Origin of the sequence: Xanthomonas cannabis (assembly GCF_040616535.1) — a bacterium.
Taxonomy (GTDB): domain Bacteria; phylum Pseudomonadota; class Gammaproteobacteria; order Xanthomonadales; family Xanthomonadaceae; genus Xanthomonas; species Xanthomonas cannabis.
Map to the genome: position 1 here is coordinate 2,071,496 of NZ_CP136580.1, position 20,321 is coordinate 2,091,816.

Sequence of the window (20,321 nt, forward strand, 5' to 3'; positions counted from 1 at the left end):
TGGCCGGCTTATCACCCCACGTAATGAGTTCATGAGCAGCCATAGCGACAGCAAGCCCTGGACCGTGCCCGCCCTGGCCGAGGCCAAGCGGGCGGGTCGAAAACTGGTCATGTTGACCGCCTACGACGCCGGCTTTGCGCGCACCTTCGATGCCAACGGCGTGGACCTGATCCTGGTCGGCGACTCGCTGGGCATGGTGGTACAGGGGCACGATTCCACCTTGCCGGTGACCACCGCCGACATGGTCTACCACACCGCCTCGGTGGCGCGGGCGCTGCAGCAGGCCTTGCTGGTGGCCGACCTGTCGTTCCAGGCCGATGCCACGCCGGCACGCGCGCTCGATGCCGCCACGCAGCTGCTGCAGGCCGGTGCGGAAATGGTCAAGATCGAAGGCGCCGGGCACAAGCTCGAGGTCATCCGTTACCTGGTCGAGCGCGAAATCCCGGTGTGTTCGCACCTGGGGCTGACCCCGCAGTCGGTGCTGCGGTTCGGTGGCTACAAGGTGCAGGGCCGCGGCGAAGCCGGTGAGCAGCTGCGCCGCGATGCACAGGCGGTGGTCGAGGCCGGCGCCAGCCTGGTGGTGCTGGAGTGCGTGCCCACGCCGATCGCCGCACAGATCAGTGCCGAACTCAGCGTGCCCACCATCGGCATTGGCGCGGGCCCCGGCTGCGACGGCCAGGTGCTGGTGATGCACGACATGCTGGGCCTGGACAGCGGCCACCGCCGGCCGAAGTTCGTCAAGGATTTCCTGGCTGAAGGCGGCTCGGTCGCCGGCGCAGTGCGCGCCTACGCGCAGGCCGTGCGCGATGGCAGCTTCCCCGATGCAGAGCACGCGTACGCCGCATGATCCAGACCCTGACCGATCTTTCCGCGTTGCGCGCCCTGGTTGCTGGCTGGAAGCGCGAAGGCCTGCGTGTGGCGTTGGTGCCCACCATGGGCAACCTGCACGCCGGGCATTACTCGCTGGTGATGCTGGCGCGCCAGTACGCCGACCGCGTGGTGTCCAGCGTGTTCGTCAACCCGACCCAGTTTGGCCCCAACGAAGACTTCGCGCGCTACCCGCGCACACCCGAGGCCGACCTGCGCGGCCTGGAGGATGCCGGGTGCGACGCGTTGTGGCTGCCGGACGTGGAGACCATGTATCCACTCGGCACCGCGCTGGCCACGCCGGTCCATGCGCCCGGCGTCAGCGACGTGCTGGAAGGCGTGTGCCGGCCGGGGCATTTCGATGGGGTCTGCACGGTGGTGGCGCGGCTGTTCAATCAGGTGCAGCCGGACGTGGCGGCCTTCGGCAAGAAGGATTACCAGCAGCTGGCGGTGATCCGGCAGATGGCGGCCGACCTGGCGTTTCCGATCGAGATCCTCGGCGGCAGCATCGTGCGCGAGGCCGATGGCCTGGCGATGAGTTCGCGCAACCAGTATCTGTCGGCAGACGATCGCCCGATCGCCGCGCAGATCCGCAAGGTGCTGCTGCAGATGCGCGACAGCTACGCGGCTGGCACGCCGCGTGCGCAGGTCGAACAGGCCGCGAGTCAGGCGCTGGAGCAGGCGGGGTTCCGTGTCGACTACGCGGTGGTGCGGTTGCCCGACCTGAACGAGCCGGGCGAGAGCCATGCCGGTGCCCGCGTGGCGCTGGTCGCCGCGCGGCTAGGCACGACGCGTCTGATCGACAATCTGGAATTCTGAGCCGCCGCATCGCGCCGAACAGCTGGATCGACGCCGGCGCCGGGCATGCGCGACTAGCATGCGGGCGCTGGCGTCGCGGCCGGCCTGAAGCCCTCACGACCGGGCGTGCGGCAAACCGGTGGGCGCTGACGCTTTCCGCTAAAATGCCGGCTTTCCTTTCGTTGTTGCCTGCGTCCATGCACCTGTCCCTGCTCAAAGCCAAGATCCACCGCGCCACCGTCACCCACTCCGAGCTCAACTACGAAGGCTCGATCGCCATCGACGGCCTGCTGCTGGAAGCGACCGGCATCCGCGAATTCGAACAGGTGCATATCTGGGACGTCACCAACGGTGCGCGTTTCAGCACCTATGCCATCCGCGCCGAGGACGGCAGCGGCATCATGTCGCTCAACGGTGGCGCTGCGCGTCACGTGCAGGTGGGCGATCTGATCATCGTGGCGGCGTTCGCCAGCATGAGCGAAGACGAAGCCAAGACCTTCAAGCCCAATCTGGTATACGTGAACGCGCACAACGCGATCTCCCACACCAACCACAGCATCCCCACCCAGGCCGCATGACACAGACCAACGGATTCGACGCGCTTCACGCCCACGCCCAGCGCCTGCGCGGCGCTGCCATCCCCGCATTGCTTGCCGCCGAGCCGGAACGGCCGACGCAGTACGCCAGGCAAGTCGGTCCGTTGTATTTCAATTTCGCGCGCCAGAAGTACGACCGCGCCGCGCTCGACGCGCTGTTCGCCATCGCGCGCGAGCGCGATCTGGCCGGTGCGTTCCAGCGCCTGTTCCGTGGCGAGCAGGTCAATGTCACCGAACAGCGCGCCGCATTGCATACCGCGTTGCGCGGTGATCTGACCGATGCGCCGGTTGCCTCCGAGGCGTATGCCACCGCTGCGCAAGTGCGCCAGCGCATGGGCGAGCTGATCCAGCAACTGGAAGCCACCGATGTGACCGACATCGTCAGTGTCGGCATCGGTGGTTCCGACCTTGGCCCGCGCCTGGTGGCCGATGCGCTGCGCCCGGTCACCGGTGCGCGTTTCCGCGTGCATTTTGTGTCCAACGTCGATGGCGCGGCGATGCAGCGCACCTTGGCGACGCTGGACCCGGCACGCACCGCCGGCATCCTGATTTCCAAGACTTTCGGCACCCAGGAAACGCTGCTCAATGGCGGCATCCTGCATGCCTGGCTCGGTGGCAGCGAGCGCCTGTATGCGGTGAGCGCCAACCCCGAACGCGCCGCCAAGGCCTTCGATATCGCGCCCGGCCGCGTGCTGCCGATGTGGGATTGGGTGGGTGGGCGTTATTCGCTGTGGTCGGCGGTCGGTTTCCCGATTGCATTGGCGATTGGCTTTGAGCGTTTCGAACAATTGCTGGAAGGTGCCGCGCAGTTCGATGCGCACGTGCTTAATACCCCGCTGGAAGAAAACGTCGCGGTGCTGCACGGGCTGACCGCGGTGTGGAACCGCAACCTGCTCGGTAGCGCTACGCACGCAGTGATGACCTACGACCAGCGCCTGGCACTGCTGCCGGCGTATCTGCAGCAGCTGGTGATGGAGAGCCTGGGCAAGCGGGTCAAACTCGACGGCTCGGCGGTGGACAGCGACACCGTGGCGGTTTGGTGGGGCGGTGCGGGCACCGATGTGCAGCACAGCTTCTTCCAGGCGCTGCACCAGGGCACCAGCGTGGTACCGGCCGATTTCATCGGCACCGTGCACAACGACGACCCGTATGCGGAAAACCATGTCGCACTGATGGCCAACGTGCTGGCGCAGACCGAGGCGCTGGCCAACGGCCAGGACAGCAGCGACCCGCACCGCAGCTACCCGGGCGGCCGCCCGAGCACGGTGATCCTGCTCGATGCGCTCACCCCGCAGGCGCTGGGCGCGCTGATCTCGATGTACGAGCACAGCGTGTACGTGCAGTCGGTGATGTGGGGCATCAACGCGTTCGACCAGTTCGGCGTGGAGTTGGGCAAGCAGCTGGCGAGCCAGTTGCTGCCGGCGCTGAAGGGCGAAGCGGCCGAGGTGGCCGACCCGGTGACGCGCGAGCTGCTGGGTAAGCTGCGCGGCTGAGCCTGTCGCAGCGTACGTGACAAGCAACGGGGCCTGCGGGCCCCGTTTCCGTTTGGAGCAGCCCAACGAAACGAGTGCGCTCACCCCAAGCGGGCGAGGCCGATGCTTGGGGCGGCATGCACCAGGTGTGCGTTTGGGTCTGAGAGCGTCTGCGTCCATCTGACAGCTGTCTGCTGCGTATCAATCAGCCGTACTTGGTTCGGCACCTTTTTTCACTACGTCTAAAATGGATAAATTTCCCAAAATGGACGTTCTGGCGTAGGCTGACGTCACCCACATCGCAGGACCGCCCCATGTCCCGTCATCAGGACTTGCCCGAGCTTGAAAAAGCGCCAGCGGCCGACATCAAGATCAAGGGTTGGCCCAGCCTGATGCGCAAGGTGCGCACCCACGGCGCGGTGGTCATCACCAATCACAATCACCCCGAAGCGGTGGTGGTGGATGCAGAGGAATACCGGCATCTCGTGCGGCAGGCCAGTGCGCTTGCCGATGCGGCCACGCGCGCGCAGTCGCTGCAGGCCTTGCAGGCCAAATTCGACGCGCATCTTGCCGCGGTCACCGATGGCGCGGTGCTGGCCCAGGTGATCGCCAAGCCTGCACGCCGTGGCCGCAAGATCGCCTTGGGCCCGTCGCTCTGATCGATGGGAAATATCCTGGTACTGGCTGGCGTCAACGGCGCCGGCAAAAGTTCATTGCTGGGCACCTTGCTGCAGGAAGACGGCGCCAGCTGGTTCAACCCGGACGCCTTCACCCGGCAACTGGTGGAGCAGGGCTGGACACTGGAAGAGGCCAATGCCCAGGCTTGGCAGGAAGGCGTGCGACGGCTGCGCCAGGCGATGGCCTACGGCAGCGATTTCGCGTTCGAAACGACGTTGGGTGCCAGCACCATTCCGCGCCTGCTGCGCGAGGCCGGCGCGCAGCACACGGTGGCGGTCTGGTTCTGCGGGTTGGCAACGGTGGACCTGCACGTCCAGCGCGTGGCAGCACGGGTCGCTGCCGGCGGCCATGCCATTCCCGAGCACAAGATCCGCGGGCGTTACGACACATCGCGTGCCAACCTGATCGCGTTGCTGCCGCATCTGGCAGTGCTGCATGTCTACGACAACAGCGCGCCGGCCGACGCGGCGGGTCAGGCGGCGCCGATGTTGGTGCTGGAACTGGACCGCGGCGGCCTGCACTACCCGCAAACACCTGCAGAATTGGCGCAGGTGCCCGATTGGGCCAAGCCGATCGTGATGGCGGCATTGGAGACGCGCCGCGTGTCTTGAGCTGCACATCCGGGCTGGCCTACGGGAGTCGCCTGCCTGATTCGCACCGCGTTGGGAACAAGATCGGCTAGTAAAACGACGTCATGCCGACCTATCGCAGACCGGGTGTGCATCGCTTTAACCAGAACGGCCAGCCAATTGTCTGGTGCGGTGTCCAACTTCCGGGGGGCACTTCATGGACGGGTACACGGTGTGTCCCGTGAGCGGTGAGGGCACCGCGCCCTCGGCCGGACTTGAAGATCGTCAAACGCTCTCGACGCACGATGCAGGCCTCGCTACCTGATTGCTCAATCCTGGCAGATCAGGCGGAGAGCGGATCATCTGCGCCTTTGCTGCAGGGCCCTTGCCCGCCCACCATCGCGGGACACGCCGTGAATCCGTCCCTGGAGGCTCTGGCGCGGCATCCATGCCGCTCAAGGTCCCGCGACGGTGAGCGGGCAAGGACCAGTCAAGTTGGTCGGTGCACAGAGCTCTCAATCAAATAGTCGGCAAACTGTCCGGTGCGCTGATTCGTTCTTCAAGAAGCCACCAGCCAACGGTCTGCTGCGGTGTCCTTACCGATTGCGGGACCGTTGGCGGCATGGATGCCGCCACCGAGCCCCCATGGACGGGTTAACGGCGTGTCCCGCGAGCGGTGAGGGCGCCGCGCCCTCGACCGAGGCTGCGCGTTTGCTGCAGGGCCCTTGCCCGCCCACCATCGCGGGACACGCCGTGAATCCGTCCCTGGAGGCTCTGGCGCGGCATCCATGCCGCTCAAGGTCCCGCGACGGTGAGCGGGCAAGGGCCAGTCGAGTTGGTCGGTGCGCAGAGCTCTCAATCAAACAGCCGGCAACTTTTCTGCTGCGCTGATTCCGTTCTTCAATGAAGGCACCAGCCAACTGTCTGGTGAGGGCACCGCGCACTCCACGCTGCGCGATGGCCATACATCAACGCGCTCTCATGCAAGCGACTGTCGTGCAGTCGATGTGACCGACGGACGAAGATGCCGACCGCAGCGCGTTGCCTGCGCTGCGAGCGACGACACCTTGCGCTCACGCCTTGCCCAGCTGCACGGCCACCGGGTCGCCGGTGAGATAGCCCACCGCGGCGCCGAAGCGATTTTTGTAGTTGGCGCGGATCAGCGGGTCCAGCACCGGCTTGACGGTGTCGTGCAGCGGGCTTTCCCAATCGCCGGCGTGCTGGAAATTGCTCATCACGTAGGTCCAACCGTGAATCTCGTCGACCGCATGCAGGCCGGTCGATTCCGCACCCGCCGGCACCGACAGCACCCGCGTCAGCGCGCCGCTGTCCACGTTGTAGGCCCACAGGAAATTGTTGACGTGCAGGCTGCTGTCTTCGCCGATAAACAAGGTGCGCAGCGATTCGGAGAACTTGAGGTTGTCCGGGTTGGCCAGGCGCTCGGGGTCGGCAAGATTGCCGAGCGCGTCGGGCGTGGCCAGATCGTGGCCGGTGAGCGCGGCCGGGGCGGCCATGTCGATCGGCACCCAGTCGCTATGGATCGGCGCGCCGTGACTGTCGCGTTGGCCGCCGCGCAGGTTCAAGGCGTACACCGCGCCAGCATCCGGGCCTTCCACCTTCACGTCGCCCGAGCCATTGCGCATGCTGGTGACGATGTAGGACATGGCCATGTAGGCGACCTTGTCCTTGGCATTGACCGTGGTGCCTTCGAGCTTGGTGAAGCCCAGGCTTCCGCCGGCCAGCGCGGCATAGCGATGGGTTTCCAGATAGGTGGCGGCCTTTTCCATGCCTGGTTTGATGCGGATCCAGTTGAAGGTGCCGTTGAACGGGATCTTGGTGAACGAGGCATCGCCCGGGTCGCTCAGATGCACGTCGAGGATGTCGGCAGCGGTGAGGCGGTCGGCCATGGCCTGGACCTCGGCACTGGTGGCGTGGCCCAGCTTGATCCAGCGCAGCGTGGCCGCGCCCGGGCCGATGCCCGAGGTCTGCTGCCACTTGCCGACGTACAAGGTGCCGGCCGACAGGTCGGCCTTGCGATCGGCAATGAACATGAAAAGACCGCCGTTGGTGGCGTCGTCGCCCATCAGCACGGTGCGCTGGTCGGGCATCACCTGCACCAGTTCGTGCGAGATGCGGCCCAGGCAATAGTGCTTGCGCACGCTCCCGGTTCCGTCCGGGTGTACGGTGATTTCGGGTAGATGGCCATAGTGATACGGGTTGGCCTTTTCCGGGTCGCCATACAGATGCGTGCTATAGCTGCGGAACTGGGTATTGCCGGCCAGCGCGGTGGCGTCGGGCTCGTACTCTTCGCTGGACAGATGGGTATTCCACGGCGACAGGCTGGCGCCGCAGGTGGTCCACAGCCCGTGCACCGGCGCGGTGTCGACATTGTGGTACTTCACCAACGACAGCTTGCCGGTGGCCGGGTCCTGATCCAGCGTCAGCACGGCGATTGGCGCGGGCAGGTGGCGGTTGGTGTCGTTGCCGGCCTGGTCGCGGGTCGTGTATTCGAACTGCACCACCGCGAAGACGTGGTTGCCCTTGACGCCGGGCACCTTGGCATCGGGCAGGGTCAGCAGCGAAGAGCCGTCCGGGCAGTCGGAAAAGAACGGCCGCTCGGCACCGGGTTTCGAACGGTCAATGATCGGGCGATGCTGGATGTCGTAGTAACCGCCGGCCAGCACGGTGCCACCCTTGCCGTCGGGCACCTGGTCGCCAGTGACGAAGAACGGGTGATACGCCAATGCGTAGCGCTGCGTGCTGCCGTCGCTGCGCGCCACGGTGAGTGCCGAGCCGACCGTGGTGGTGGCCATCGCCGCCGGGTTGGCCAGGCTGGGCGCGGGCATGCCATGGAAGGTGGCCGAGACCAGACGGGTCGGGGTGTCCGATGGCCGCAACGGGCGCGCGGCCAGTGCGGCGCTGCCAAGTTGCTGGAACGCGGCGGCACTGACATTGGCGAGCGGCAACAGGGGAACGGCCGCCAGCAATTGCATGAGGCGACGGCGAGAGGGATCGGGGGAGGCGGACATCGAAACTCCAGGCAAAGGCAACGATCAACGATGGCGATGGCACATCGGCAAGCCGGTCACGCTAGGCCGGTGGTATGACAGTTGTTTGACGGCGAGCTCACCCGTTGCCCTGTGTTCGGACGTGCATGCACAAGCGAACGCTGCAGCAGGGCACGCACAGGCAGGGGCTGCGCACTGCCCGGGCCTGCGGGTGGTGCATTGCAGCAAAGTGCGCCTGCCCGCAATGCCAGGCGCGGCAGCGGATATGGCAGTTTTCCGTGGTTTCACAGGTGCTGTCGGTATTCCAACGCTATAGCCCTGGTCAATAAGTTGGCCGTCATTTGGCATACGGTCGCGCGTTGTTGACAGGGTAGGGGAATCACGCAAGCGTACGCCGCCTAATGGCCTGCGGCGCAACGCATCGCCGTGGGAGAACCACCCTGGAGACTCGAATCTTGGACATGCTGCTTCGCCGTACCGCCGCGCCCGTCGCGCGGCGTGCCCTCTCTCTGGCAACCGCCGCGGCGGTGCTGATGCTGGCCGCCTGCCAAGGCAAGGACACCACCGCTGCCGAGGCGAGCAAGACCGCCCCGGCCACCGCGCCTGCGGAGTCTTCCACCACCATCCATCCGGACCAGTGGCCCTCGCCGAAGTGGCCATTCGCGCAGGACGCGGCGCTGGAGCAGCGCATCACCGACGTGATGGCCAAGATGAGCGTGGAAGAAAAGGTCGCCCAGACCGTCCAGGGCGACATCGCCAGCCTGACCCCGGACGACGTGCGCAAGTACCGTATCGGCTCGGTGCTGGCCGGCGGCAATTCCGACCCGGGCGGCAAGTACAACGCCAGCCCGGCCGAATGGCTGAAGCTGGCCGACGCGTTCTATGAAGCGTCGATGGACACCTCCAAGGGCGGCAACGCGATTCCGATCATCTTCGGCATCGATGCGGTGCACGGCCAGAGCAACATCGTCGGCGCCACGCTGTTTCCGCACAACATCGGCTTAGGGGCCACGCGCAACCCCGACCTGATCAAGAAGATCGGCGAAGTCACCGCTGCCGAAACCCGCGTCACCGGCATGGAGTGGACCTTCGCGCCCACCGTGGCAGTGCCGCAGGACGACCGTTGGGGCCGCAGCTACGAAGGCTATTCCGAGTCGCCGGATGTGGTGGCCAGCTTCGCCGGCAAGATGGTCGAAGGTGTGCAGGGCACCCCGGGTACGCCGCAGTTCCTGGACGGAAGCCACGTGATTTCTTCGGTGAAGCATTTCGTCGGCGACGGCGGCACCACCGACGGCAAGGACCAGGGCGACACCAAGGTGTCCGAAGCCACCATGCGCGACATCCACGCCGCCGGTTACCCGCCGGCGATCGCGGCCGGTGCGCAGACGGTGATGGCCTCGTTCAACAGCTTCAACGGCGAGAAGATGCACGGCAACAAGGTCATGCTGACCGACGTGCTGAAGGGCCGCATGAACTTCGGCGGCTTCGTGGTCGGCGACTGGAACGGCCAGGGCCAGGTCAAGGGCTGCACCAACGACAACTGCCCGGCCTCGTTCATTGCCGGCGTCGACATGGCGATGGCCGCCGATAGCTGGAAGGGCATCTACGAAACCGAACTGGCAGCAGTGAAGTCCGGCCAGATTTCGGCCGAGCGCCTGGACGATGCGGTGCGCCGCATCCTGCGCGTCAAGCTGCGTCTGGGCCTGTTCGAGGCCGGCAAGCCGTCCAAGCGTCCGCTCGGTGGCAAATACGAATTGCTGGGCGCACCGGAACACCGCGCCATCGCCCGCCAGGCGGTGCGCGAATCGCTGGTACTGCTGAAGAACCAGGCTGGCATCCTGCCGCTGGATCCGAAAAAGCGCGTGCTGGTGCTGGGCGATGGTGCCAACGACATGGGCAAGCAGTCCGGTGGCTGGACGCTGAACTGGCAGGGCACCGGCACCAAGCGCAGCGACTACCCCAATGGCAACACCATCTGGGAAGGCCTGGACAAGCAGATCAAGGCGGCCGGCGGCAGCGCCGAGCTGGCCGTGGACGGCGCCTACAAGACCAAGCCCGACGTTGCGGTGGTGGTGTTCGGTGAAAACCCGTACGCCGAGTTCCAGGGCGATATCGCCACCCTGCTGTACAAGCCGGGCGACGAGAGCGAGCTGGCGCTGATCAAGAAGCTCAAGGCCGAAGGCATCCCGGTGGTGGCGGTGTTCCTGAGCGGCCGTCCGCTGTGGATGAATCAGTACATCAACGCCTCCGACGCGTTCGTTGCTGCGTGGTTGCCGGGTTCGGAAGGCGAAGGCATTGCCGATGTGCTGCTGCGCAAGGCAGATGGCAGCGTGCAGAACGACTTCAAGGGCAAGCTGAGCTTCTCCTGGCCCAAGAACGCGATGCAGTTCGCCAACAACGTGGGTCAGAAGGATTACGACCCGCAGTTCAAGTTCGGCTTCGGCCTGACCTATGCCGACAAGGGTGACCTGGCGGCACTGCCGGAAGAATCGGGCGTGTCCGGCGAGCAGTCGGTGGGCGGGGTGTACTTCGTGCGCGGCAAGCCGGCACTGGGGATTGCCATGCAGCTGTCCAATGCGGGCCAGGCCAACATGCCGGCGACCACCTTGCCGGTGGGCCTGTCCGACGGCAGCCTGAAGATGAGCGCGGTCGATCACAAGGCGCAGGAAGATGCACGCCGCCTGGTGTGGTCCGGCGACAAGGCCGCCAGCGTGCTGCTGGTGTCCGGCAAGCCGGTGGATGTGTCGCGTGAGAGCAACGGCGACGTGCAGCTGCAGCTGACCGTGCGCCGCGACAGCGCCGTGACCGCGCCGGTGTGGCTGGGCGTGGGCTGCGGCGACAAGTGCGGTGGCCGGGTCGATGCACAGAAGACCCTGGCCGCACTGCCGCAGGGTCAGTGGAAGGTGGTGGGGGTTCCGCTCAAGTGCTTCGCCGTGGCCGGTGCCGACGTGACCAAGCTGACCCAGGTGGCCAGCATCGAAAGCGCTGCGGCACTGAACCTGTCGGTGTCCAGGGTGGCGTTGGGCGCGCTCAACGAAGCCGAAGCCACGGTGGACTGCCCGGTCAAGTAATGCGCATGCCTGGCGGCAGGCCGCCGGGCATGACGTGACGCAAGCAAACAAGCGCGTTGCCGCCATCGGCAACGCATTACAGCGGCCACCGATCGCGGTGGTGTCATCAGCCGCCGCGGGGGCGGTGTTGTCGATCGGCCGGGATGGCCTGCAGCTGCGGTTCGCCGCGCTGCCATCGCGCACCCGGTGCGCGGCGGTGGCTCTCTGCAGTCCTGCCCGACCGTCGGCGCATACCCCAGAGCCAGACAGGAGAGTGCAGTGGGTTTGGCGACGTTGGATATCGTGATTGTGCTGGTCTACCTGACCGGCATCTTCGTACTTGCGCAGTGGGTCTCGCGCGAGAAGGCAGGCCACAGCAAGAGCGCCGAGGATTACTTCCTGGCCAGCAAGTCGTTGCCGTGGTGGGCGATCGGCGCATCGCTGATTGCCGCGAACATTTCGGCCGAGCAGATCATCGGCATGGCCGGTTCTGGTTATGCCATTGGTCTTGCGATTGCCTCCTACGAATGGATGGCGGCGCTGACGCTGCTGATCGTGGGCAAGTTCTTCCTGCCGATCTTCCTGCGCAACGGCATCTACACCATGCCGCAGTTCCTGGAGCAGCGTTACGGCAAGTGGATCCGTACGTTGATGGCGGTGTTCTGGCTGCTGTTGTACGTGTTCGTCAATCTCACCTCGATCCTGTGGCTGGGGTCGATTGCAGTGAGCCAGGTCACCGGCATGGACCAGACCCTGGCGCTGGCGCTGATCGGCGTGTTCGCGCTGGTCTATCAGCTGTACGGCGGTCTCAAAGCTGTCGCGCTGACCGACATCGTGCAGGTCACGCTGCTGGTGCTGGGCGGTCTGCTGGTGGCCGGGTTGACCCTGGCGCGGATCGGCGATGGCGCCGGCGTGCTGGCCGGCTTCAAGCACCTGTGGAGCGCGCACCCGGAGCACTTCCACATGATCCTGACCAAGGACAACCCGTTCTACAAGGATCTGCCCGGCCTGAGCGTGCTGCTGGGCGGGCTGTGGATCATGAACATCAGCTACTGGGGCTTCAACCAGTACATCATCCAGCGCGCACTGGCGGCCAAGAACATCGGCGAGGCGCAGAAGGGCATGGTGTTTGCGGCGTTCCTGAAACTGCTGATGCCGTTGGTGATCGTGGTGCCGGGCATTGCCGCGGTGGTGCTGGCGCCGGACCTGGCCAAGCCCGACCAGGCCTATCCGACCATGATGCAGTTGTTGCCGACCGGTATTTTGGGGTTGGTGTTTGCGGCGCTGGTGGCGGCGATCGTGGCCTCGCTGGCGTCGAAGATCAATTCGGTGGCGACGATCTTCACCCTGGATTTCTACGCCAAGTTCCGCCCCCACACCGAGCAGAAGCAGCTGGTGCGCGTGGGCCGCATCGTGGCGGCGGTGTCGGTGCTGATCGGCATCCTCACCGCGCGGCCGCTGCTGGGCAACTTCGATCAGGGCTTTCAGTTCATCCAGGAATTCACCGGCTTCTTTACGCCGGGCGTGGTGGTGATCTTCATGCTCGGCCTGTTCTGGAAGCGCGCCAACGAAGCCGGCGCACTGACCGCGGCGATCGGTTCGGTGGTGTTGTCGTTCGCACTCAAGTTCGCCTGGCCGGAACTGCCGTTCATGGACCGCATCGGCGTGGTGTTCCTGGCTGCGCTGGTGCTGGCGGTCCTGGTGTCGTTGATGACGCCGGCCACCCAGGCACGCGATCTGATCCGCACCGACGATGTGGCCTATGGCACCACGCTGGGCTTCAAGGTCGGCGCCGCCGGCGTGATCGCGATCCTGGTCGTGCTGTACGCGGTGTTCTGGTAAGCGGCAGTTGCAGAAGTGGCTGACGCCGCGTGCGTCAGCCGCTCACTCCATATACGCAGTGCGGCGCGGCACCCCGGTGTCGCGCCGCACTGCGTTTCAGCGTTGCAGAGCAGCGCGCGGTCGCCTCAGCTCCCATCGATTCCCGATTCCCACCAACGACATCGTCATTGTCGATGGCCGTGCCTCAGACCCGCGCTGCAGCCAGGCTGGCTGCGAGCAGATCCCCCGGTGCCGCGAGTGGTTCGTGCCACGGGGTCTGCAGCCAGGTTTCCAGTGCGGCGGCCGGCATCGGCTTGGCGATCCAGTAGCCCTGGCCTTCGTCGCAGCCCCAGGCGCGCAGCTGCGCATAGGCCTCGGCCGACTCAATGCCTTCTGCCACCACGCGCTGGCCCAGGCTGTGGCCGAGCTGGATCATTGCCGGCACCAGCGTGCGGTCGGTGCGGTTGTCGGGCAGCGAGCGGATGAACGATTGATCGATCTTCAACGAGCTGGCCGGCAACTGCTTGAGATAGCTGAAATTGCTGTAGCCGGTGCCGAAGTCGTCGATGGCGATGTGCACGCCCAACGCGGCCACCGCCGCCAGCTCCTCGGCCAGGTGGTCGGGGTGGCGGATCATCGCGCTTTCGGTGAATTCGATCTCCAGCCGGCGCGGGTCCAGCTTGTGGCGTTCCAGGCCGCGCCGCAACAGGCCGGCAAACCCGCGGCGGTCCAGGTCGGCCGCCGACACGTTCAGGGCGAGATTGAAATCCAGCCCCTGCTGCTGCCAGCGCGCGGCCTGGGCGATGCCGTTGTCGATGACCCAGGCGGTGATGCGGTTGATCAGGGCGGTCTTTTCGGCCATCGGCACGAAGTCGGACGGCAACACCGGGCCGATCATCGGGTGCTGCCAGCGCAGCAGGGCTTCCACCGCCACGCAGCGGTGGTCGTGCAGGTCCACGCGTGGCTGGTAGTGCAGGCGCAGCTGGCTGGCGCTGTCCAGTGCGGCGGGCAGGGCGGCAAGCAGGCGGAAGGTATTGCGTTGCGCCACGTCATGCTTGCGCTCGTACATGCTCCACGCCAGCCCGCGCTCGCGCGAGACGTCCACAGCGGTGGTGAGCGAGCGGATGGTGTCGGCGGCGCCGTAGCTGGTCTGCAGCGATACCGCGCCGATCGAAGCCACCGCGGTATGCGGGATGCCCTGATGATCCAGCGGTTCGGCAAAGGCCTTGGAGACCTTGTTGCACAGGCTGGACAGCCGCTGGTTCTCGGTGGGTGTCATGAACCCGAAAGTGGTCGGGTCCAGCCGGTACAGCAGGGTGCCGCCGGGCAGGTAGGCGGCCAGGCGACGCTGTGCCAGCGCGACATAGCCATCGGCGTAGTCCCAGCCCAGTGCCTTGACCATGTCGCGAAAATAATCGCTGCCGCAGACATCGATGGCCACCGCGGTGGTGGCCGGTGCGGTGTCGCGCTGCGACAGCCAGGTATCCAGGTCTTCGCTGAAACGCGAACGGTTCGGCAGGCCGGTGGCGCCATCACGGTAGGTGGTGCTGCGCAGGTTTTCCACCCGCAGTACGGCCAGGTCGCGCAGACCTTCCAAACGGGTCAATGCCTCTGCATCCAGGCCATCGCGCGGGCTGGTGCCGATCACGCACAGCGTGCCGATGCTGTGGCCCTCGCGCAATTTCAGCGGTGCGCCGGCGTAGAAGCGGATATACGGCGGGCCCAGCACCAGCGGGTTGTCGCAAAAGCGCGGGTCCAGCTGTGCATCCGGTACCACCATCACCTCGTCGGAGCGGATCGCGTGGGCGCAGAACGCCTGGTCGCGCGGGGTCTCCGACGCGTCCAGGCCGACGCGTGCCTTGAACCACTGGCGATGTTCGTCCACCAGCGACACCAGCGCGATTTCCGCGCCCAGGCTGCGCGAGGCCATCGCGGCAATGGTCTCGAATACCGGGTCCGGCGGCGAATCCAGCAGGCAGAGACCGCGCAAGACGGCCAGACGGGTGGCTTCGTCGGTCATGGAGGACGGCAGGGAGTTGGGGGCGGGCGAGGGTTGCATGTGCCTCTATCGGCCCAGGCCGCCACCTCTTGACGTGCGCGCTCCGGCTTATTCAGCTGGCAGCAGCGCTGTGGCGTGTTGCAGCGCAAGGCGTGGCGCGTGCATGGCCCCGGCGCCGGCCCGCATGCTGCCGGTGGTTTCGCGCTGCAGCACCGTAGTGCGCAGCGCGGCAGGCCGCGCGCGCCTCATTCTGCAAGGCTGGATGCGCCTTGCAGAAGACACCGGCAACTGCCGGGAACGCACGGAAGTTAACGTTACCAGCGGCCGGCGTCGCGGTCTGCGCGCTCAGTCCGCATCTGCGGTTTTTGTCGGTTCTGTGACCTGGCCGCCGATTGCACATGCCCATGGTGGGCACGGTGGCCGCACGTGGGCCGGGCATGCGACTGCGTGCCGAGGCGTCCACGGCACCCACCTTGGAGCGACCATGAAGATCTTCACTCGTCTGGCGCAGCGCGCCCTGCTGCTGGTGGCCGGCCTTGCGCTGGCGTCCGCCGCACATGCTGGTTTATCCGTGTCCGGGACGCAGTTGCGCGAGAGCAACGGCAACGCACTGGTCCTGCGCGGCATCAACCTGCCACATGCCTGGTTTGCCGACCGTACCGATGTGGCGCTGGCGCAGATTGCCGCCACCGGCGCCAACAGCGTGCGCGTGGTGCTGAGCAGCGGGCATCGCTGGAACCGCACGCCCGAATCGGAGGTGGCGCGCATCATCGCGCGCTGCAAGAGCCTGGGCCTGATCGCCGTGCTGGAAGTGCACGACACCACCGGTTACGGCGAGGACGGCGCCGCCGGCACCCTGGCCGACGCGGCCAACTACTGGACCAGCATCCGTGGCGCGCTGGTGGGACAGGAGAACTACGTCATCATCAATGTCGGCAACGAGCCGTACGGCAACCGCCTCAGTGCCAGCGAGTGGGTCAACGGCCATGCCCGTGCGATCGCCACCTTGCGCAACGCCGGTTTGACCCACGCGCTGATGGTGGACGCGCCCAACTGGGGCCAGGACTGGCAGTTCTACATGCGCGACAACGCGGCTGCGTTACTGGCGCTCGACAGCCGTCGCAACCTGGTCTTCAGCGTGCACATGTACGAAGTGTTCGGCAACGATGCCACGGTGGATGCGTACCTGCGTGCATTCCAGGGCAACCGCCTGGCGCTGGTGGTGGGCGAATTCGGTGCCGACCATCGCGGCGCGCAGGTGGACGAGGCGGCCATCATGCGGCGCGCGCGCCAGTACAACGTGGGCTACATGGGCTGGTCGTGGTCGGGCAACGACAGCAGCACCCAGTCGCTGGATATCGTGCTTGGCTGGGACCCGACGCGTCTGAGCAGCTGGGGCCGCACATTGATTGAAGGCTCCGACGGCATCCGTGCCACCTCGCGCCGGGCCAGCGTGTTTGCTGCCCGACCGCGTTGACGTAGCGGGGAGGCTGACCAGACGTGCGTGCGACCCGGGTGCGATCAGCGCCCTGGTTCGCGCAATGGACCCGGGCTGGGGCGCTTGGTCAGCTTGCGCTGCAGCGAGCGCCGATGCATGCCGAGCAGGCGTGCGGCCGCCGAGACGTTGCCACCGGTCTCGTGCAGGGCCTGCTGGATGTGCTCCCACTGCAGGCGGCTGAGCGGGGTCATCATTTCCTGCGCGGTTTCTTCTTCGTCCGGCTCGGGAAGGTCGTCGTCCTCTTCGCCCAGCGCCCGCATGATGGTGGGGATATTGGCCGGCTTGGGCAGGTAGTCGTCGGCGCCAAGTTTGATCGCTTCCACCGCAGTGGCGATGCTGGCATAGCCGGTGACCAGCAGGATGCGCATGTCGGCGCGGATCTCGCGCAGCGGCTGGATCAGGCTCAGGCCGGAATCGTGACCGAGCTTGAGATCGATCAAGGCGAAATCCGGCAGGGCGCTACGCGCGGTGGACAGCGCGCTGGCCGCGTCGGTGGCGGTCAGCGTTTCCACCCCGCGCCGCGCCAGGCTGCGCTGCAGCGTGCGCAGGTACAAGGTGTCGTCGTCGACCAGCAGGCCGGTGCGGATGGGAGTGCTTGTCATGCGAGTGCCTCGTGTTCGGAGAGCGGCAGACGGAAACCGACGCGGGCGCCGCTGCCTTCGGCGGGCAGCATCCACAATTCGCCTTGCAGGCGTTCGACGGTGGCATGCGACAGCGCCAGGCCCACGCCCATGCCGTCGTGTTTGCCGCTGTTGAACAAGGTGCCCGGCAACATGGCCTGCGCGGTGTCGAAGCCGGGGCCGTAATCGCGCACTTCGCCGCTGAGATGGTCGTGCTCCACGCGCAAGGTGAGGTCGATCTGCGGGCGCCCGGCCCGTTCGCCGGCATCGGCGGCGTTATTGAGCAGCACCATCAGCAGGTGGCTGACGCCCGGCTGCAGCATCAGCCGCATCGGTGCGTCGTCGTTGCGGCGCAGCTCGATGGTGGGGCGCACCAGCCGCCATTGCTCCAGCACGTCCTTGACTGCCACTTCGCGGCTCAGGTGGCCGTTGTCGGCTGGCGCGGCCAGGGCCAGCACGCGCTCGTGGCATTGCACCAGCAGCTCGCGCAAGGTGTCCAGGTCTTCGCGCAGTTCGGCCTGGTCGCACTGGTCGGCAATGTCGTCCACCAGCAGGGTCATCGTCGCCAACGGCGTATTCAATTCATGCGCCACCGAGGCCGCATGCGTGGCCAGCGCGACGATGCCTTCATTACGGGCGAAGCGCTCGCGCAGGGTGGAGATCTCGCGCTCGCGTTCGCGCATGGACAACGCCAGCCGGGTGGCGAACGCCAGCACCACCACCGTGGAGAGCAGGAAGTTGGCCGCCATGCCCCACATGTGCAGGCTGAGCGGGTCGAAGCTGCCGTAGGGCAGCGGCAGCCCGAACGCCGCGCTGATCACGTAGCCGGCTACGCACGACGCCGCCACCGCCATCGCCCAGCCCAGCGGCAGCGCCAACGCGGCCAGCGCGATCAGCACCAGGAACAGCGAGCCGAACGGATTGGCGATGCCGCCGCTCCAGCCCACCATCCAGGTCAGCACCGTCACATCGACCAGGATGTGGCCGAATTCGGTGGCCGGGCTCACCGCGCCACGGTGGGCCACACGCAGCTGGGCGTACAGGTTGAACACCGCCAGTGCGGCGACACCGGCCCACAGCGGCCATTGCGGCAGGTTCAAGCCCATCAGGCCGGTGGCGACCAGGATGGTGGCGGCCTGGCCGGCGGTGGCGAGCCAGCGCAGGCTGCACAGGGTCCGCAGGAAGGAGGCGTCGGAGCTGTTCATCACGGCAATGCTATGCGCTCAGGGGAATGGTGGCCTGCGACAAACCGTCGCATCGGCGCCGGCGGCGGCCCGCGCGTCGCTTCAGCTGTGAGCCGACGGCGGACAGGCTAAAATAGCGCGATGCATGACGCCGTGACCCGCCCAACCCCTCCCGCCGACGCCACCGCCTGGCCGCGTCGCATCACCCAGGCCGTCAAGATCGGCAGCGTGATCGTGGGCGGAGGCCACCCGGTGGTCGTCCAGTCGATGACCAACACCGACACCGCCGACATCGCCGGCAGCGTCAAACAGGTGTCCGAACTGTGGCGCGCCGGCTCGGAGATGGTACGGCTGACCGTCAACAACGCCGAGTCCGCTGCCGCCATTCCGCGCATCGTGGACAAGCTGCGCATGATGGGGATTGAAGTCCCGTTGATCGGCGACTTCCATTACAACGGCCACCAATTGCTTGCCGCCGAGCCGGCTTGTGCCGAGGCGCTGGCCAAATACCGCATCAATCCGGGCAATGTCGGCTTCGGCAAGAAGAAGGATCTGCAGTTCGGTCAGCTGATCGAGTTCGCCATCAAGTACGACAAGCCGGTACGCATCGGCGCCAACTGGGGCTCGCTGGACCAGTCGCTGGCGGCGCAGCTGATGGATGAAAACTCGCAGCGCGAAACGCCCTGGGATGCCGGCCGGGTGTTGCGCGAGGCCTTGATCCGCTCTGCGGTGGATTCGGCCGAGCGTGCGGTGGAACTGGGCTTGCCGCGCGAGCGCATCATCCTGTCGGCCAAGGTGTCCGGTGTGCAGGAACTGATCGCGGTGTATCGCGACATGGCCAGCCGCTGCGACTTTGCGCTGCACCTGGGCCTGACCGAAGCCGGCATCGGCAGCAAGGGCATCGTCGCCTCGGCTGCGGCGCTGAGCGTGCTGCTGCAGGAGGGCATCGGCGACACCATCCGCATCTCGCTGACGCCGGAGCCCGGCCAGTCGCGCACGCAGGAAGTGGTGGTCGCGCAGGAGCTGCTGCAGACCACCGGGCAACGCGCGTTCACCCCGATGGTCACCGCATGCCCCGGCTGCGGGCGCACCACTTCCGAGTTCTTCCAGGAACTGGCTGGCGTGGTGCAGAACCATGTGCGCGCCAAGATGCCGGAGTGGAAGATCTCCAACCCCGGTGCCGAGAACATGACCCTGGCGGTGATGGGGTGCGTGGTCAACGGCCCGGGCGAGTCGCGCCACGCCAATATCGGTATCTCGCTGCCGGGCACGGGCGAGGCGCCGTCCGCGCCGGTGTTCATCGATGGCGAAAAAAGCGTCACCTTGCGCGGTGAGAACATCGCTTACGAATTCATCGACCTGATCGACCAGTACGTCGAACGCACCTATGTCCGCCGCGCCGGCTGAGTCGCCGGCCGGGTTCAAGGCGTGGTTGCGCAGCAATGCGTGGCGCATGGGACTGTTGTTCGTCGGGGTGCTGCTGCCGCTGGGCCTGTTCGTGGACCTGGCCGATGAAGTGCACGAGCTGGAAAATTTCTATTTCGACGAGCCATTGCTGTGGAGCATGCGCAGCATCGCCACCCCGACGCTGGATGCGCTGTTCGGCGTGATATCGAAGGTGGGCTACCAGTACGGCGTGATTCCGGCGGATATCGCGATCGTGCTGGTGCTGCTGGTCTTACGGCGCTGGCGTGAGGGCACCTTTGCCGCGCTCGGCTTCGGCGGCTCGGCGCTGTTGAACATGGGCGCCAAGCAGTTCTTTCAGCGCAACCGGCCGAGCCTGTGGGAATCGATCGCGCCGGAGAGCACCTTCAGTTTTCCCAGTGGTCATGCGATGGGCTCGATGACGCTCGCGGCGGTGGTCATCGCGCTGGCCTGGCGCACCCGTTGGCGCTGGCCGGTGACGGTTGCGGCCAGCACATTCGCGCTGCTGGTCGGGGTCTCGCGTATCTACCTGGGCGTGCATTACCCCTCCGACATCCTCGGTGGCTGGTCGGCCGCGCTGGTGTGGGTGGTCGGCCTGTATCTGGTGATGTTTCGCGGCGCACGGCGGCCGCATTGGCGTCGCCGCATCGCCTCCGCCTGAGTGGCGGTTCGCGGCTTGTCCTGAGTCCCGCGCAGCGGCACGGCAGGTGCCGGCGGCGGCGCGGTCTGCGCCATG

The 20,321-nt window shown here is 66.4% G+C and carries 15 protein-coding genes; 11 read left to right on the forward strand and 4 right to left on the reverse strand.

The genetic code is table 11. The features are described 5' to 3' along the window. The first annotated feature begins 31 nt into the window (after positions 1-31). The 6 genes from panB to RZV17_RS08970 all read left to right on the forward strand — a co-directional run bounded on the left by panB (position 32) and on the right by RZV17_RS08970 (position 5,022). Positions 32-847, forward strand: coding sequence for a 3-methyl-2-oxobutanoate hydroxymethyltransferase (panB, locus tag RZV17_RS08945; RefSeq protein WP_047696111.1), 816 nt, complete (start codon positions 32-34; stop codon positions 845-847). Next, positions 844-1,686, forward strand: a complete 843-nt coding sequence (panC, locus tag RZV17_RS08950; RefSeq protein ID WP_355608735.1) for a pantoate--beta-alanine ligase — start codon at positions 844-846, stop codon at positions 1,684-1,686. The genes panB and panC overlap by 4 nt, the downstream gene beginning before the upstream one ends. A 176-nt stretch (positions 1,687-1,862) precedes the next feature. Beyond that, a complete protein-coding gene (gene panD, locus RZV17_RS08955) occupies positions 1,863-2,243 on the forward strand; it encodes an aspartate 1-decarboxylase (protein ID WP_003481969.1) in 381 nt (126 codons plus the stop codon). Further along, the gene (gene pgi / locus RZV17_RS08960) at positions 2,240-3,754 is read left to right on the forward strand and encodes a glucose-6-phosphate isomerase (protein ID WP_355608738.1); all 1,515 of its coding nucleotides are present in this window, start codon (positions 2,240-2,242) and stop codon (positions 3,752-3,754) included. Before panD ends, pgi begins: the two co-directional genes overlap by 4 nt. Before the next feature lie 293 nt (positions 3,755-4,047). After that, positions 4,048-4,392 (forward strand): type II toxin-antitoxin system prevent-host-death family antitoxin, encoded by a 345-nt coding sequence (locus RZV17_RS08965; RefSeq protein WP_047696105.1) that lies wholly within the window; start codon positions 4,048-4,050, stop codon positions 4,390-4,392. A 3-nt stretch (positions 4,393-4,395) separates the two neighbouring features. Beyond that, positions 4,396-5,022 (forward strand): AAA family ATPase, encoded by a 627-nt coding sequence (locus RZV17_RS08970; RefSeq protein ID WP_355608741.1) that lies wholly within the window; start codon positions 4,396-4,398, stop codon positions 5,020-5,022. A 1,031-nt stretch (positions 5,023-6,053) separates the two neighbouring features. On the opposite strand, the gene RZV17_RS08975 is transcribed toward RZV17_RS08970, so the two are convergent. Next, complete coding sequence (locus RZV17_RS08975) at positions 6,054-8,009, reverse strand: alkaline phosphatase PhoX (protein WP_355608744.1); 1,956 nt, start codon at positions 8,007-8,009, stop codon at positions 6,054-6,056. Between the two features lie 434 nt (positions 8,010-8,443). Here RZV17_RS08975 and RZV17_RS08980 point away from each other — a divergent pair, with 434 nt between their 5' ends. Next, positions 8,444-11,059 carry an exo 1,3/1,4-beta-D-glucan glucohydrolase gene (locus tag RZV17_RS08980; protein WP_355608747.1) on the forward strand — a complete coding sequence of 872 codons (2,616 nt, stop codon included), beginning with the start codon at positions 8,444-8,446 and terminating at the stop codon, positions 11,057-11,059. Between the two features lie 258 nt (positions 11,060-11,317). Beyond that, positions 11,318-12,880, forward strand: coding sequence for a sodium/sugar symporter (locus tag RZV17_RS08985; protein ID WP_039566338.1), 1,563 nt, complete (start codon positions 11,318-11,320; stop codon positions 12,878-12,880). A gap of 184 nt (positions 12,881-13,064) precedes the next feature. On the opposite strand, the gene RZV17_RS08990 is transcribed toward RZV17_RS08985, so the two are convergent. Next, positions 13,065-14,918 (reverse strand): EAL domain-containing protein, encoded by a 1,854-nt coding sequence (locus RZV17_RS08990; protein ID WP_355608750.1) that lies wholly within the window; start codon positions 14,916-14,918, stop codon positions 13,065-13,067. Between the two features lie 424 nt (positions 14,919-15,342). Between RZV17_RS08990 and RZV17_RS08995 the strand changes: the two genes are divergently transcribed. Further along, positions 15,343-16,335, forward strand: coding sequence for a glycoside hydrolase family 5 protein (locus tag RZV17_RS08995; protein ID WP_355608754.1), 993 nt, complete (start codon positions 15,343-15,345; stop codon positions 16,333-16,335). Between the two features lie 44 nt (positions 16,336-16,379). Here the strand turns inward: RZV17_RS08995 and RZV17_RS09000 are convergent, their stop codons facing one another. Both RZV17_RS09000 and RZV17_RS09005 read right to left on the reverse strand, forming a co-directional pair. Beyond that, a complete protein-coding gene (locus RZV17_RS09000) occupies positions 16,380-16,958 on the reverse strand; it encodes a response regulator transcription factor (RefSeq protein ID WP_046962497.1) in 579 nt (192 codons plus the stop codon). Then, a complete protein-coding gene (locus RZV17_RS09005) occupies positions 16,955-18,181 on the reverse strand; it encodes an ATP-binding protein (protein ID WP_355608757.1) in 1,227 nt (408 codons plus the stop codon). The genes RZV17_RS09000 and RZV17_RS09005 overlap by 4 nt, the downstream gene beginning before the upstream one ends. A 120-nt stretch (positions 18,182-18,301) precedes the next feature. Between RZV17_RS09005 and ispG the strand changes: the two genes are divergently transcribed. After that, on the forward strand, positions 18,302-19,567 hold the full coding sequence (gene ispG / locus RZV17_RS09010) for a flavodoxin-dependent (E)-4-hydroxy-3-methylbut-2-enyl-diphosphate synthase (protein WP_166745220.1): 1,266 nt from the start codon (positions 18,302-18,304) through the stop codon (positions 19,565-19,567). After that, entirely contained in the window at positions 19,548-20,246 is a 699-nt protein-coding gene (locus RZV17_RS09015) for a phosphatase PAP2 family protein (RefSeq protein ID WP_184370624.1), read from the forward strand. The genes ispG and RZV17_RS09015 overlap by 20 nt, the downstream gene beginning before the upstream one ends. The last annotated feature ends 75 nt before the right edge of the window (positions 20,247-20,321 follow it).